12 protein-coding genes are annotated in these 14427 nt (G+C 62.5%); 5 read left to right on the forward strand and 7 right to left on the reverse strand.

Features of this window, described 5'->3' with window-relative positions; translation table 11 throughout:
• Positions 1 to 31: 31 nt before the first annotated feature.
• Entirely contained in the window at positions 32 to 1549 is a 1518-nt protein-coding gene (locus BSF79_RS01565) for a TrkH family potassium uptake protein (protein WP_090267417.1), read from the reverse strand.
• 3 nt (positions 1550 to 1552) lie between these two features.
• On the reverse strand, positions 1553 to 2929 hold the full coding sequence (gene trkA, locus BSF79_RS01570) for a Trk system potassium transporter TrkA (protein ID WP_090267420.1): 1377 nt from the start codon (positions 2927 to 2929) through the stop codon (positions 1553 to 1555).
• Between the two features lie 113 nt (positions 2930 to 3042).
• On the opposite strand from trkA, the gene BSF79_RS01575 reads away from it, so the two are divergent.
• On the forward strand, positions 3043 to 3513 hold the full coding sequence (locus tag BSF79_RS01575) for a hypothetical protein (RefSeq protein ID WP_090267425.1): 471 nt from the start codon (positions 3043 to 3045) through the stop codon (positions 3511 to 3513).
• A gap of 6 nt (positions 3514 to 3519) precedes the next feature.
• Here the strand turns inward: BSF79_RS01575 and ntrX are convergent, their stop codons facing one another.
• The 5 genes from ntrX to dusB form a co-directional block, all read right to left on the reverse strand.
• Complete coding sequence (ntrX, locus tag BSF79_RS01580; protein ID WP_090267428.1) at positions 3520 to 4935, reverse strand: nitrogen assimilation response regulator NtrX; 1416 nt, start codon at positions 4933 to 4935, stop codon at positions 3520 to 3522.
• A gap of 7 nt (positions 4936 to 4942) precedes the next feature.
• Positions 4943 to 7198, reverse strand: coding sequence for a sensor histidine kinase NtrY-like (locus BSF79_RS01585; protein ID WP_090267431.1), 2256 nt, complete (start codon positions 7196 to 7198; stop codon positions 4943 to 4945).
• Between the two features lie 99 nt (positions 7199 to 7297).
• Entirely contained in the window at positions 7298 to 8668 is a 1371-nt protein-coding gene (locus BSF79_RS01590; RefSeq protein WP_090267434.1) for a response regulator, read from the reverse strand.
• Positions 8668 to 9756: a two-component system sensor histidine kinase NtrB gene (locus BSF79_RS01595; protein WP_090267437.1), complete on the reverse strand. Its 1089-nt coding sequence runs from the start codon at positions 9754 to 9756 to the stop codon at positions 8668 to 8670. Before BSF79_RS01595 ends, BSF79_RS01590 begins: the two co-directional genes overlap by 1 nt.
• Positions 9753 to 10736 carry a tRNA dihydrouridine synthase DusB gene (gene dusB / locus BSF79_RS01600; protein WP_245776283.1) on the reverse strand — a complete coding sequence of 328 codons (984 nt, stop codon included), beginning with the start codon at positions 10734 to 10736 and terminating at the stop codon, positions 9753 to 9755. Before dusB ends, BSF79_RS01595 begins: the two co-directional genes overlap by 4 nt.
• A gap of 190 nt (positions 10737 to 10926) precedes the next feature.
• On the opposite strand from dusB, the gene BSF79_RS01605 reads away from it, so the two are divergent.
• The 4 genes from BSF79_RS01605 to BSF79_RS01620 all read left to right on the forward strand — a co-directional run bounded on the left by BSF79_RS01605 (position 10927) and on the right by BSF79_RS01620 (position 14402).
• Positions 10927 to 12102, forward strand: coding sequence for a bifunctional 2-C-methyl-D-erythritol 4-phosphate cytidylyltransferase/2-C-methyl-D-erythritol 2,4-cyclodiphosphate synthase (locus tag BSF79_RS01605; RefSeq protein ID WP_090267441.1), 1176 nt, complete (start codon positions 10927 to 10929; stop codon positions 12100 to 12102).
• Positions 12099 to 12590, forward strand: a complete 492-nt coding sequence (locus BSF79_RS01610) for a phosphatidylglycerophosphatase A family protein (RefSeq protein ID WP_090267445.1) — start codon at positions 12099 to 12101, stop codon at positions 12588 to 12590. Before BSF79_RS01605 ends, BSF79_RS01610 begins: the two co-directional genes overlap by 4 nt.
• The gene (locus tag BSF79_RS01615) at positions 12587 to 13060 is read left to right on the forward strand and encodes a CinA family protein (protein ID WP_090267449.1); all 474 of its coding nucleotides are present in this window, start codon (positions 12587 to 12589) and stop codon (positions 13058 to 13060) included. The genes BSF79_RS01610 and BSF79_RS01615 overlap by 4 nt, the downstream gene beginning before the upstream one ends.
• A gap of 163 nt (positions 13061 to 13223) precedes the next feature.
• The gene (locus BSF79_RS01620) at positions 13224 to 14402 is read left to right on the forward strand and encodes an ammonium transporter (RefSeq protein WP_090267453.1); all 1179 of its coding nucleotides are present in this window, start codon (positions 13224 to 13226) and stop codon (positions 14400 to 14402) included.
• Positions 14403 to 14427 lie beyond the last annotated feature (25 nt).

Here is a 14427-nt window from a genome sequence, read left to right on the forward strand (position 1 = left end):
AGTCTGTTACCCGAGCGTGTACGACATAGGTCTAGCGCCGCCAGACATCGCTGGTCAAAAGCGCGATGATCGCGAGCATTTCCAGCCGTCCCAACACCATCACGGCGCAGAACACGAGTTTGGCAGAGCCTGCCAGATCAGCCAGCACGATCTTGGTTTCCGGCGCCAGCGAGATCAGCGGCCCGGTGGTGGACAGCGCCGCCACCGACAGGATGATGGCATTTTCAAAGCTGGAGCCGAGGGCGGAAAATACCACGGTGCCTGCGGCCAGCGACAGGGCGAACAGCATGAAGAAGATCCATGCGATATAGGCACCCTGTTTGCGGATCCGCCGTGACAGGCCGGTGGCGCGCCCAACCGAGGATGGGTGGACCAGTCGCTCCATCTCGCGCAGACCATTGAGGTAGAGCGCCCAGACCCGCAGCAGTTTGACCCCGCCCGCCGTGGTGGCCACCCCGCCGCCGGTCAGCGCCAGCCCCAGAAAGATCAGCCCCGGCGTGGTCAGCCCCGACCAGTCGCGCGCGGTGGTCCAGTCGGCGCTTTCGAACCCGGTTGTGGTCAGGACCGACAGGGTTGTGAAGATCCCGCCCCAAAGGGCACGCAGCGCGGTCAGCAGGCCGTCCTGCCCGTCTTGCGCGCCATAGGACGCCAGCCAGTGGCGCAGGAACAGCACCAGCGGCACGCCGATCACGATCAGCATACCAAGGCGGAACTCGGGGTCGTGATGGATGCCGCGCCGGGCGGTGGTGATCGTATCGCTGGAAAAGGTCAGGCGCGACAGGGCGAACAGCAAGAACAGCGCGATCACCGCCTCGCCCGCCATGCCGGAGCCTGCGTTTTGCACGCCGCCGATGGGGGAAATACCGCTGGTGGCCATCACGGACATCGCGTGGCACAGACCCACCAGCGGCCTGTCACCTGCGGCCACCAGCATGATCCAGAGCGCCAGTGTCAGCCCGGCATAGATCGGCAGCAGCTGCGCGGTGACGCGGATGATGCGGCGTTGGGGGTCCGCGCGCTCGAACTGGCTGTGGCGGGTTTCGGACTGGCCGGGTTCGGCAGAGGCCGTGACCTCGAACCCGCCCAGATTGAGCGGGGCGAGAATGGCCGCCGCCGCGACCCACATCAGCAGCCCGCCCATCCAGCCGACCTGTGCCCGCCACAGATGCAGGGTGGACGACAGGCGTTCGGGGGCGAAGAGCGTGGAGCCGGTCGTGGTCAGGCTTGAGACCATTTCCATATAGGCGTTGAGGAAGCTGGTGGTGCGCAGCGCCTCGTAAAACGGTACGGCCAGCATGGCGGGCAGCACGCTGAAACAGGCGAACAGCGCCAGAAGGTTGCCCATCTCGCCGCGTTTGCGGTTGCGCGACGACATGGCCAGCGCCACCATTGCCACGACAAACAGCCCCAAGGCACCGGAATAGAAGAACGCCCGCGCCTCGTGATGCTGGTTCAGGACCGAGGCATGGATGGCGGGCACGAACATCGCCGCGGCCCCGATCCCGGTCAGTAGCAGAAACAGCGGTTGGTCGAGGATGCGGGGTTTCATGGCTTAGAAGAAATCAATCGAGACCTGGAGCAGCCTTTCGACCTCGGGGACGTCAGAGGCCATCGAGAACAGCGCGATCACGTCGCCTTCGTCAATGCGGGTGTCAGCGGCGGGTTTGACCACCTTGTCGCCCTTGAGGATGCCGCCCACCAGCACGCCTTCGGGGAAATCGATGTCGCGGACCCGTTGGCCGGCAATGGGCGAGGTCGACAGGACTTCGGCCTCGATCATCTCGGCCTCGGCGTCGCCGATGGAATAGACGCCGCGCACCCGACCGTGGCGAATGTGGCGCAGGATCGAGCTGACGGTGGTGGCGCGCGGGTTGATATAGGCGTCGATCCCCAGCGGGGCCATCATCGGCACCAGCGTCGGGTCGTTGATCAGGGCAATCGCCATCGGACACCCCTCGGCCTTGGCGCGGACGGCGGCCAGCATGTTGGTTTTGTCGTCGTCGGTGACGCAAAGCACCGCATCGGCGCGGCTGATATTGGCCTCGGCCAGCAGGGCGGCATCCAGCCCGTCACCGTTCAGCACGATGGTGCGTTCCAACGCATCCGCCGCACGTTCGGCGATCTTGCGGTTCTTTTCGATCACCTTGGCACGGACACGGTCGACCCGATCCTCGAGCGCTTTGGCAACGGCCAGACCGACGTTCCCGCCGCCGATGATCACCACGCGTTCCTGTTTCTTGGCCGTTTTGCCAAAGATCTCCATGGTGCGGGGGATGTCTTCGTTGACGGCAAAGATATAGCATTCATCGCCGACAAAGATCTGATCGCGGGCTTCGGGGGCAAACAGCCGCCCGTCGCGGCGGATGCCCACCACGATGGCGCGCAGGGTGGAAAACAGATCGGTCAGCTGGCGCAGCGGCGTGTTCACCACCGGGCAATCTTCTTCGATCGAGATGCCCAGCAGGTTCGCCCGACCGCCCAGAAATGTTTCGGTGTCGAAGGCCGAGGGCGAGGCCAGACGTTGCAGCGCGGCCTCGGCCACCTCGCGTTCGGGGCTGATCACCACGTCGATCGGCATGTGATCACGGCGGTAGAGATCGGAGTAGATCGCGGTGAGATAGCTTTGCGAGCGCAGGCGGGCGATTTTGCGCGGGATGTTGAACACAGAATGGGCCACCTGACAGGTGACCATGTTGACCTCGTCCGAGTAAGTGGCGGCGATGATCATGTCGGCGTCGCGGGCCCCTGCCCGGTCCAGCACATCCGGGTAGCTGGCAAAGCCGGCAATGCCCTGCACGTCGAGCGTATCCGTCGCCCGGCGCACCAGGTCGGGATTGTTATCCACCACGGTGACATCGTTCTTTTCGCCCGACAGGTGGCGCGCGATTTGCCAGCCGACCTGACCGGCACCGCAGATGATGACTTTCATATCCCCGATCCTCTGTCTTAGGTGCCTTGGATCGCACGCGCCCAGAAGATGGTCAATTGAATTGTAATCCGTCGCCGCGCGGGGCAGTCTATCGGCACACAAGGAGGCCCCAAATGTCCCGTATGCCGTTGTTTCTTGCGCTTGGTCTGACCGCAGCCGCAACCGGTTGTGCGCCGCTGTCGCTGTATCACAAGCCCGGCGTGGCCGTGGTGCAGATGGACGGCGACCTGACCCAATGTCAGGTTAGTGCCCTGTCGAAGGTGCCGGTGAATACACAGATCCGCACGACACCGATCCAGACCTTTCCGCGCACGGTCTGTGACCGCCATGGGCGGTGCTATACCTCGGTCGAGATCATGGGCGGGCAGACCTATACGGTTGATGCCAACAAACGGCTGCGTGACAAGGTCGAGGCGCAATGCATGGCCGAAAAGGGATATGCCCCGGTCGAGCTGCCGCAATGCAGCAGCGCCATATCCAACGCCGCGCCGAAGGCGGTCACGACGGTTCTGCCGCGGCTGGCGCCGACCTCTTGCGTGATCCGCAATGCGGATGGCAGCTGGCAGATCGTGACGCCGGGCTGACGCGGCTCAGCCTTCCTGATCGTCGTCCTCGCTGTCGATATGGGCGACGCGGGCGCCGGATTTCGAGGTGGTCACCACATTCAGCGATTTCAGTTTGCGGTGCAGCGCGCTGCGCTCCATGCCGACGAAATTGGCGGTGCGGCTGATGTTGCCACCAAAACGGTTGATCTGGGTCAGCAGGTATTCGCGCTCGAACACCTCGCGCGCTTCGCGCAATGGCAGCGTCGCCAGCGAGCCGGTCAACACCACGCGCCCGTCATCGCCGCCTGTCTCGTCCTCGGCGGAAAATTCGCGCGCCTCGATCGGGCCGGTGCCGTCGCCGAGGATCAGCACCCGTTCGATCAGGTTGCGCAACTGGCGCACGTTGCCCGGCCAGACCATCGTTTGCATCAGCGCCACAGCATCTTCGTTCAGGCTGCGGTGCGGCAGGCCCTGCGTGCGGTGGAACATGTCGATGAAATGGGAGGCCAGAACCGGAATATCCTCGCGCCGCTCTTCGAGTGAGGGCACGGCGATCGGCACCACGTTGAGCCGGTGAAACAGTTCCTGACGGAAACGCCCGGCGGCGATTTCGACCTCGAGATCGCGGTTGGTCGAGGAAATCACGCGCAGATCGACGCGGACCTTGTCGGTGCCGCCAACGCGCTGAAACTGCTGATCGACCAGCACCCGCAGGATCTTGCCCTGAGTGCCCTGCGGCATATCGGCGACCTCGTCAAAATAGATCACGCCGCCGTGCGCCTGCTCCAGCAGGCCGGGTTCGATGCCGCGCTCGGGGGTTTCGCGACCGAACAGCACGTCCTCCATCCGGTCGGGTTCGATGGTGGCGCAGCCGACGGTTATAAAGGGCCCGCTGGCGCGGTTGGAATTGCTGTGGATATGGCGCGCGGCCACCTCTTTGCCAACGCCGGCGGGGCCTGAAAGCATGACCCGACCGTTGGATTTGGTCACCTTTTCCAGCTGCCCAAGCAGCGTTCGGAAGGCGGCGGAACTGCCGATCATCTCGGCTGTGGTGACATCCTTGCGGCGCAGCGCAAGGTTTTCGCGACGCAGGCGTGACGTTTCCATCGCACGGCGGATCACGACCATGAGCTGATCGATATTGAAGGGCTTTTCGATGAAATCATACGCCCCCTGCTTGATCGCGGCGACGGCGATTTCAATATTGCCGTGGCCGGAAATGATCACCACCGGCACATCCGGGTTGTCGCGCTTGACGGTTTTCAGGATGTCGATGCCATCCATCCGGCTGTCTTTCAGCCAGATGTCGAGGATCAGCAGCGCCGGGGGGGCGGCGTTGATTTGCGCCATCGCGTCGTCGGAATTGCCGGCAACGCGGGTGGTATAGCCTTCATCCTGCAAGATATCCGAGATTAGTTCGCGGATGTCGCGTTCATCGTCAACGATTAAAATGTCACTCATATTGCCCTCAAATATTTTTATTATCAGCGTCTTGTGGCGCGAAGCTCAACGGGAGTCGAAGCAAGGCCATCGCGCCAACATGGGTGTTTCCGGCGAACATCGGCGCGTCTTCCAGCACCAGAGTGCCGCCGTGTTCTTCGATGATTTTCTTGACGATTGGCAAGCCCAGCCCGGTGCCTTCGGCCCGCGTGGTCACATAGGGTTCGAACAGGCGTGCGCGATCTTCGGGAAGGCCAATGCCGTTGTCACTGATCCGCACCACCGCATGCTGGCCTTCGATGGCCGACGTGATGCGGATGGCGCCCGAAAATCCATCTTCGGCGCCCTTTTTCTTGTAGCTTTCTATGGCTTCGCCTGCGTTTTTAATCAGGTTGGTCAGCGCCTGATTGATCATGGTGCTGTCCAGATCGGCCGACAACGGGCTGTCGTCGAACTCGGTGGTGATCGTGACGTCGGGCTGGCCTGCCTGTTGCAGCAGCACCGCCTCGCGTAGCAATTGGGTCAGGCTTTCGGAGCGCCGGACCGGTTCCGGCATTCTGGCGAATTTCGAAAACTCATCAACAATGCGCCGCAAGTCATTGGTTTGACGGACAATCACCTCGGTCAGCTGCTCCAGATCCGGCACCAGTTCTGGGGCCAGATGGCGCGAAAACTTGCGTTTGATCCGTTCCGCGGAAAGCTGAATTGGGGTCAGCGGGTTCTTGATCTCATGCGCGATACGGCGGGCAACATCGCCCCATGCGGCCATGCGCTGTGCGGCGACCAGATCGGTCACATCGTCGAAAGCCACCACATAACCCTCGCGGTGGCCATCTTCGGCGCGGCGGGTGGACATGCGCACCAGCAGGTTTTCCATCCGCCCGTTGCGGCTGACTTTGATCTCTTCCTGCGCCACTTCGTTTTGGCCCGAGGCGAGCTTGTCGAACAGCGGGCCGAACTCCGGCACGGCCACGGCCAGCGCCAGAGATTGCTGTTCGTCCTGCCAGTCCAGCAACCGCTCGGCCGAGCGGTTGACGAAGGCGACCTTGCCCTCGGTATCGACGCCAACAACACCGGAGGTAACCGAGCTGAGCACGGAATCGAACAGCCGTCTGCGTCGCTCGATCTGGCTGGTATTGTCGAGCAACGCCTCGCGCTGCGCCTTGAGTTGTTTGGTCATCTGGTTGAAATAGCGGCTGAGCATGGCGATTTCGTCATCGCCGTCTTCCTCGACCACCTGCACATCAAGATCCCCTGCCCCGACGCGCTGCGCGGCACCGGTCAGGCGCCCGACCGGGCGCGACAGGCGTTCGGCGAACCACAGGCCCAGCCAGATCGCGGCCAGAATCAGGATCACCGCAAAGCCAAGATAAATCAGCCCGAACTCAAACAGCACCCGACCGCGTTCGCTTTCGAGCTGCTGATAGAATTGCGCGGTTTTCTGGGTGTCATCGAGCAGGCTGAGCAATTCGCCATCAACCTCGCGGCTGACATAGAGAAATCGATCGACAAATTCGGTCAGCCGCACCAGCGCGCGGAATTCATTGTTGGTCCAGTCCTGAATGATCACGATGCCATCAGTGTCAGTTTGGGCGATCTGGGCGGCGGTGGGTTTTTCAAAATCGAACAGATAGCTGCGGTCGCCACGCGCGCGAATGGTGCCGGTGCCGTCGATGACATAAGCCTCGCGCAGGCCGCGCTGAATTTGCGACTGGCCAGAGGTCAGAACCTGCCGGACATCAGCGTCGCTCATGAAAACGGTGACCTTGCGGGTTGCATCAATAATGCCCGCCAGAGCCTTGGCATCATTGGTCAAATCACGGCGGTGTTCGTTTTCATATGCTACGGCGGCATCGAGCGAACTGCCCACAACCTGCCGGACACGATCCGAGAACCACCCCTCGAGGCCGATATTAACGGTCAGCCCGGCAAAGATCGCGACCGACACCGTGGGCAGCAACGCCAGAATGGCAAAAGCCCCAGTCAGGCGCATGTGCAGGCGCGATCCGGCGGATTTGGCGCGGCGTGCCGAAATCATGGCCACCACACGCTGCATCACCAGCGCCGCGACCAGCAGAACATACACGAAATCCGTCAGCAGGATCAGCCGCAGGCTGGGCGCAGACGAGCCCTGATCCAGCGGACCGAGCACAAGAAAGGTGCTGATCACCAGAACCGGCCCCAGGAAGACAAGCCCGAATGTGGCCAGAGTCTGCACGCGTTTTTGACGCCGCAGACGACTGAGCCTGATCCAGGAACTATTTTGCTGTGTCCGGGTTGCCACCCGCCACCTTCTTCCTGATGTGCCGCTGTCGCGGCTTACCGCCAGATCATGTGGTCTTACGGGCTTGTGCCGCCCATTTGCCACGGTTCTGTTGCTGTTTTACATCAACTTCCGGCGCCGTGTCACGCGAATATCCAGATCGGTGATCTTCTTGCGCAAAGTATTGCGGTTGATCCCAAGCAAGTCGGCGCATTTCGCCTGATTTCCGCCTGTTGCTTCAAGCGCGATTTCGATCAGGGGCTGTTCCACCTCGCGTAGAATCCGCCCGTGCAGGCCGGGAGGCGGCAGCATATTGCCGTGCAGATCAAAATAGCGCCGCAGATGGCGAGCGACCGAGGCCGAGAGTTTCTCCGAATCGCCCCCTCCCAGAACCGGCTCCATCTCGGGCTGGTTGCCCAGCACCATTTCCACTTCGCTGCGGCTGATTTCATCCGCGCGCGAGGTCAGGACGAGACGGCGAATCGCGTTTTCAAGCTGCCGGACGTTGCCGGGCCAGCTGTAGGCGCGCATCAGTTCCAGCGAGTCGCGCGACAGGTAGCGCTTGGGCGCGCCATCACGTTCGGCGCGGATCAGGAAATGCTCGGCAAGCAGCGGAATATCCTCGACCCGTTCGCGCAAGGACGGCACCAGAAGCGTCGCCCCGCCGAGCCGGTAGTAGAGATCTTGCCGCATCCGGCCCTTGTCGATCGCGTCGGACAGGTCGTTTTGGCTGGTGGCCATGAAGCGCGGAACGTGATCGCCGGGGCTGTCCATCATCCGCACGATACGCGCTTGAAGTTCGGGGTCTATGTCACTGATTTCGTCGAACAAAATCGTGCCGCCCTTGACCCGCGCCAGTACTCGTGCCGGGCCTTCGATGTCTTGCAGATCGGCAGCCGTGACCGAAATGAAGGGCAACGTGCGCCGGTCAGAGAAATCATGGATCGCGCGGGCGATCAGCGACTTTCCGGTGCCGGATTCGCCTGCGATCAGAACCGGCAAATCGGTGTTCATCACCCGTGCGACCAGCCGGTAGAGCGCCTGCATCGCGGGGGTGCGCCCGACCAGGGGCAGCTCGTCGGGGCGGTCATGCTCCTCTACCACTGGCGCGGAAGGGGCCGCGCGACGGCGCTGTTCCAGCGCGCGAGCTGTGCGTTTCATCAGGTCCGGCAGATCGAACGGTTTGGGCAGATAATCATAGGCTTCGGCCTCGGCCGCCTGAATCGCCGTCATGATGGTATTTTGCGCCGAGATCACGATGACCGGCAGGCCGGGCCGATCTTGGGCGATTTTCGGCAGCATTTCCAAACCGTTCCCATCGGGCATCATCACGTCCGAGATCACGACGTCGCCCTTGCCCTCGGCGACCCAGCGCATCAGCGTGGTCAGAGAGGAAGTGGCGTGCACCTTGCAACCGGCTCTGGTCAGAGCCTGTGTCAGAACAGTTCGGATGGTGCGGTCGTCGTCTGCGACCAGTACAGTGCCGTCCATCAGAGGCTCTCCTTCTTTTTGCGCCGCTTGAGGTCAGGCGCCATGGGCAGGGAAATGCGAAAGACCGTGCGGCCGGGGACGGATGTGACCGAAATCCAGCCGCCGTGGTCAGAGATGATTTTGCTTACCAGCGCCAGGCCCAGCCCGGTGCCGTTTTCACGCCCCGACACGAAGGGGTCGAAGATATCGCCGGCAATCTCTTCGGGCAGGCCGGGGCCATCATCGATGACTTCGACTTGCAGGGGCAGCGACTGTCCGGTGCCATCGGCACGGCGCAGCCGGAAGCTGTGTTCATAATAGGAGTGCAGCCGGATGGTGCCGCCATCTTTGCTGGCGGCCTCGGAGGCGTTCTTGACCAGATTCAGCACCACCTGAAGCAATTGGTCGGGGTCGCCATAGGCCATGGGCAGCGAGGGGTCGTAATCCTCGATGATTTTCATGTGGGCGCCGAACCCCAGCAGAGCCGAACGCCGCGCCCGGTCCAGTACGTCGTGTACGTTGACCGGTTTGCGGTCGGGCGCGCTGAGATTGCCGAACTGTTCGACCTGTTCGAGAAGTTTGACGATGCGGCGGCTTTCCTCGACGATCAGATCGGTCAGTTCCAGATCGTCGTTGGACAGGTTCATCGACAGCAACTGCGCCGCACCGGTAATGCCCGCCAGCGGGTTCTTGATTTCATGCGCCAGCATTTCGGCCATACCGATGGCGGATTTGGCGGCGGACTTGACCGAGTGGTTCTGGGTCATCCGACCGGCCAGTTCACGCGGCGAGATCAGAAAGATCATATGGCCGGGCATGTCCTGCAACGGCGCGATTTGCAGGTTGCAATGCAGCGGCGCGCGTTCGCCCGTGCCGACATCAACATCGTTGACAAACAGCGGCGTGTCGCTGGATCGGGCGCGCGAGAACGCCTCTTCCAGCTGGGCATCAATGGTCACGCGATCCCAGACCGGTTGGCCAATGATCGACTTGGCCGAGGCGTTAAGGAAGCCCTCGGCCGCGGGATTGATGTCAAGGATCAGGTCCTGCGGATCGACGATCAGGCCGGGCACAGGCAAGGAGGACCAGATGGTGCAATAGTCGGTCATGCGGCGGCCCTTTGCGGTTGCGACAGTGCTGCAGGAAGCAGCGCGATAACCTGAGCCGGGGCACGAGCGGTCAGAATGGCGCGGCGGCTGACCGGATCGGCGCCTGCCTGATCCATATACCAGCCCAGATGTTTGCGCGCGACGCGCAGGCCCAGATCGGGACCGTAGAAGGACAGCATCGCCTCGTAATGGGCGATCACCATATCGGCCAGCGCATCGCCCTGCGGAACATCGGGCTGTGCCGCGCCATGAAGATCATGGGCGATCTGTGCCAGCGCCCAGGGGCGGCCCTGCGCACCACGCCCGATCATCACGCCATCGGCGCCCGACAGCGCCAGTGCGCGGCGGGCATCGGCGCTGTTGGTGATGTCACCATTGGCGATCACCGGGATCGAGACGGCCTGTTTCACCCGCGCGATCGCAGACCAATCGGCGTGGCCTTTGTAGAATTGGCACCGGGTGCGACCGTGGATGGTGATCATGCGGATACCGGCATTTTCCGCGCGGCGCGCCAGTGTCGGCGCGTTCAGCAGCGCATCATCCCAGCCAAGGCGGGTTTTGAGCGTGACGGGAATGGCGACGGCTTCGACCACGGCCTCGATCAACCCAAGCGCGTGATCGAGGTCTTTCAGCAGCGCCGACCCGGAATAGCCATTTACGACTTTCTTGGCGGGGCAGCCCATGTTGATGTCGATGAGCCGCGCGCCGTTCGCCTCGACCATACGGGCAGCTTCGGCCATCCAATGCGCCTCGCGTCCGGCCAGTTGCACGGCGGTGTTTGCCTTGCCAAACCCCAGCTCGGCGCGTTCGCGCACGCCGGGCTTGGCCTGCACCATTTCCTGACTTGCCACCATTTCGCTAACAACCATCCCTGCCCCAAATTTCGCGACCAGATCGCGAAATGGCAGATCGGTGATTCCCGCGAGCGGGGCCAGAAAAACCGGTGGGAGGAGCGCGTCGTCCGCGAATGTCAGGGGCACATGCCTAATCCTTGTGCGTTTGCCTATGGCTAACTCATCGCTTCGGGTGCTTCAATGAATCGGACCCCAATTTGAACCCAATGCGGGCAGTTGCCTAAAAAATAGGCGCACATCTGCGGGCGGCCTGCCGGATTGCTCTTAACTGTTACAAAGCCTATGCACATAAAACGACAGCAGATCGGAAGATGCGATGGCCAAATCCGCAGTAAAAACCACGATTACAGCCGCCCTTATCGTGGCCGCCGGGCGCGGTACCCGTGCGGGCGATGGCGCGCCCAAGCAATGGCGGGCGTTGCACGGGCAGCGGGTGGCGGACTGGACCCTGGCGGCGTTTCTGGAGCATTCGGGAATCGACCGGGTGATATTGGTGATTCATCCAGACGATGCCGGGATGGTGTCCGGGATGCGCCACCCGAAACTGAGCACGGCCATCGGCGGTGCCACGCGCGATCAATCGGTGCGCAACGGGCTGGAGTCGCTGGCAGATCAGGGGATCGACCGGGTGCTGGTGCATGATGTGGCGCGGCCCTGCGTGTCGGCGCGGGTGATCAGCGATGTGATCGAGGCGTTGCAGCATGTTGCGGGGGCAGCGCCGGCCCTGCCAGTGAATGATGCGCTCTGGCGCGGGGCGGCAGGCACGGTGACCGGGATGCAGGACCGCAGCGGGCTGTGGCGGGCGCAGACCCCGCAGGGGTTTCAGTTTGGTGCGCTTTTGGCGGCGCACCGGGCGCATCCGGGCGGCGCGGCGGACGATGTCGAGGTGGCCCGTGCCGCCGGGATCGAGGTTGCGATCGTGGCGGGAGATGAGGACAATCTGAAGATCACTCAGCCCTCGGATTTTGCGCGGGCCGAGGCGATATTGAACAATAGGATGGAGAGCCGACAGATGGATGTCAGGTTGGGCAATGGCTATGATGTGCACCGGTTCGGGCCGGGTGATCACGTGATGCTGTGCGGGGTAGCAGTGCCGCATGGGCGCGGGTTGCAGGGACATTCGGACGCCGACGTAGGGATGCACGCGGTCACGGATGCGCTGTATGGCGCGCTGGCCGAGGGCGACATCGGCCGCCATTTCCCGCCCTCTGATCCGCAGTGGAAAGGCGCCGCGAGTGAGATCTTCTTGCGTCATGCTGTGGCGCTGGTGGCGGAAAAAGGGTTTAAGATCAGCAATGTGGACTGCACACTTGTGTGCGAACACCCCAAGGTCGGGCCACATGCGGCGGCAATGCAGGCCGAAATGGCACGGATCATGGGGCTGTCGCCCGACCGTGTTTCGGTCAAGGCGACGACAAGCGAGCGGCTGGGCTTTACCGGCCGCGAAGAAGGCATCGCGGCACTGGCCACGGCAACATTGGTGAAATCATGACACATCTGATTGCGACATTCTTCTATATCGGTCACCTGCGCCCGGCGCCGGGCACGTGGGGGTCGCTGGCGGCACTGCCGGTGGGCTGGGGTCTGTATATGCTGGGCGGGGTGCCGCTGTTCCTGATCGCGACGGTCGTGGTCTTTGCGCTGGGGTGGTGGGCGACCGGAATCGAGACCGCAGGCAAGGCCGATCACGACCCATCCGAGATTGTGATCGACGAGGTCGCGGGCCAGTGGATCGCGCTGGCGCCGGCGCTGATCGGGGCGGCGCATGCAGGGGCGGATGTGCTGGCGCTTTGGCCCGGCTGGGTCACGGCCTTTGCTGCGTTCCGGTTGTTCGATATCTGGAAACCCGGCCCGATCGGTTGGGCGGATCGGCGCGGCGATGCCTTGGGTGTGATGCTGGATGACGTGATCGCGGGGCTGTTTGCCGCAGTGGTTGTGGTGATCGGCGCGGGCATTTCGCACGGGGTTCTGGGGTTATGAGCAAGGCCGAGGAGATTCTGAGCAGCTATCGTGCGTTGGGCTGGCGTATCGCCACGGCGGAAAGCTGCACCGGCGGCATGGTGTCGGCGGCGCTGACCGATGTGGCCGGGTCGTCGGATGTGTTCGAGCGCGGGTTCGTGACCTATACCAACACGGCCAAGGTGCAGATGCTGGGCGTGGAGGAAGAGACGCTGAACGCGGTTGGCGCTGTGTCTGAAGAAGTGGCACGCGAGATGGCCCATGGGGCGCTTGCCGGGTCCGAGGCGGATGTGGCAGTGGCAATCACAGGCATTGCCGGACCGGGCGGATCTGAGTTCAAGCCCGAGGGGCGGGTTTGCTTTGGACTGGCGGTCAGAAATGCACCTGTGCGCAGCGAAACGGTGGAGTTCGGGGCGCTGGGGCGGGCAAAGGTGCGCGCCGGGGCTGTTGAAAAGGCGCTCGACTTGCTGCTTTTTGCGTCGACAAAATGATGCCTATATTTGCGCCACACACACCTAATATTGCGTAACTTTGTAGCAATTTAATTAACGCCGAAGTTATAGACGCTTTATTTGCTCTACGCCTCTTTAATTTGCACTCCTGTTCCGTTTGATCCGCCCCAATCAGAGTTAAAGGGACGGAAAGGAACAACCAATGAACGGAGCGGATACCGCCTGGATCATCACCGCAACAGCGCTTGTGCTGTTCATGACATTGCCGGGGCTGGCGCTGTTTTACGGCGGGCTTGTGCGGGCGCGCAACGTGCTGAGCGTGTTCATGCACTGCTATGCGATTGCCTGCCTGATGAGCGTTTTGTGGTTCATCGCGGGCTATTCGATCGCATTTGGGGACGGCAATGCGCTTTGGGGCGGGTTGGACAAGGTGTTCCTGTCCGGCGTCGATGCGGACAGCCTGTCGGGCACCCTGCCCGAGGTGCTGTTCTTTGCCTTTCAGATGACCTTTGCGATCATCACCCCGGCGCTGATCGTCGGGGCCTATGTCGAGCGGATCGGCTTTGGCTTTGTGTTGTTGTTCTCGGGGCTGTGGATGCTGCTGGTCTATGCGCCCGTGACCCATTGGATCTGGGGCGGCGGGATGCTGTCGGACGGTGGGATTTTTGGCGAAACCGGGGTGAAGGATTTCGCCGGTGGCATCGTGGTGCATGAGACCGCGGGGATCGCGGCGCTGGTGCTGGCCGTGATGCTGGGCGCGCGGCAGAACCACACCACCCCGCCGCACAACCCCGGATATGTGATGATCGGGGCCGCGATGCTGTGGGTCGGCTGGTTCGGCTTCAACGGTGGGTCGCAGCTGGCCGCTGATGGCGGAGCTGCGATGGCGCTGACGGTGACGCATATTTCGGCGGCAACGGCGTCACTGAGCTGGGCCTTGTGGGAGAAGATCAAGTTCGGGCGCGCCTCGTTGGTGGGGATCGTCACGGGCACAATTGCGGGGTTGGCTTCGATCACGCCCGCAAGTGGTTTTGTCGGCCCGGTTGAGGCGCTGATCATTGGCGCGATTGCCGGGGTTCTGTGTCAGGAGGCGGTCAATCTGGTGCGCAACAAGGCCAAGATTGATGACACGCTGGATGTGTTTGCCGTGCACGGCGTTGGCGGGATTTTCGGCACGATCATGATTGCGGCCTTTGGCGTGGGCACATGGACGGCACAGTTGGGCAGTCTGGTGATTGTTGGCGTGTTCACGCTGGTGGTGTCGGCGGTGCTGGCCAAAGTGGTGGGGATGATCACGCCGCTGCGGGTGGATGCCGAGACCGAGACCAACGGGCTTGACCTGTCGGTGCATGGCGAACGCGCCTACGATCACCGGTCGTAAGCGGGAATCGCGCAAAACAACAAAG

This window comes from Thalassovita taeanensis (genome assembly GCF_900110775.1).
Classification (GTDB): Bacteria; Pseudomonadota; Alphaproteobacteria; order Rhodobacterales; family Rhodobacteraceae; genus Litorimicrobium; species Litorimicrobium taeanense.

Coding starts and splice junctions, on each gene's coding strand:
- ntrX (WP_090267428.1), bottom strand. CDS start 4,935: ATGAGTGACATTTTAATCGTTGACGATGAACGCGACATCCGCGAACTA.
- BSF79_RS01590 (WP_090267434.1), bottom strand. CDS start 8,668: ATGGACGGCACTGTACTGGTCGCAGACGACGACCGCACCATCCGAACT.
- BSF79_RS01605 (WP_090267441.1), top strand. CDS start 10,927: ATGGCCAAATCCGCAGTAAAAACCACGATTACAGCCGCCCTTATCGTG.
- BSF79_RS01565 (WP_090267417.1), bottom strand. CDS start 1,549: ATGAAACCCCGCATCCTCGACCAACCGCTGTTTCTGCTACTGACCGGG.
- BSF79_RS01610 (WP_090267445.1), top strand. CDS start 12,099: ATGACACATCTGATTGCGACATTCTTCTATATCGGTCACCTGCGCCCG.
- BSF79_RS01620 (WP_090267453.1), top strand. CDS start 13,224: ATGAACGGAGCGGATACCGCCTGGATCATCACCGCAACAGCGCTTGTG.
- trkA (WP_090267420.1), bottom strand. CDS start 2,929: ATGAAAGTCATCATCTGCGGTGCCGGTCAGGTCGGCTGGCAAATCGCG.
- BSF79_RS01575 (WP_090267425.1), top strand. CDS start 3,043: ATGTCCCGTATGCCGTTGTTTCTTGCGCTTGGTCTGACCGCAGCCGCA.
- BSF79_RS01615 (WP_090267449.1), top strand. CDS start 12,587: ATGAGCAAGGCCGAGGAGATTCTGAGCAGCTATCGTGCGTTGGGCTGG.
- BSF79_RS01595 (WP_090267437.1), bottom strand. CDS start 9,756: ATGACCGACTATTGCACCATCTGGTCCTCCTTGCCTGTGCCCGGCCTG.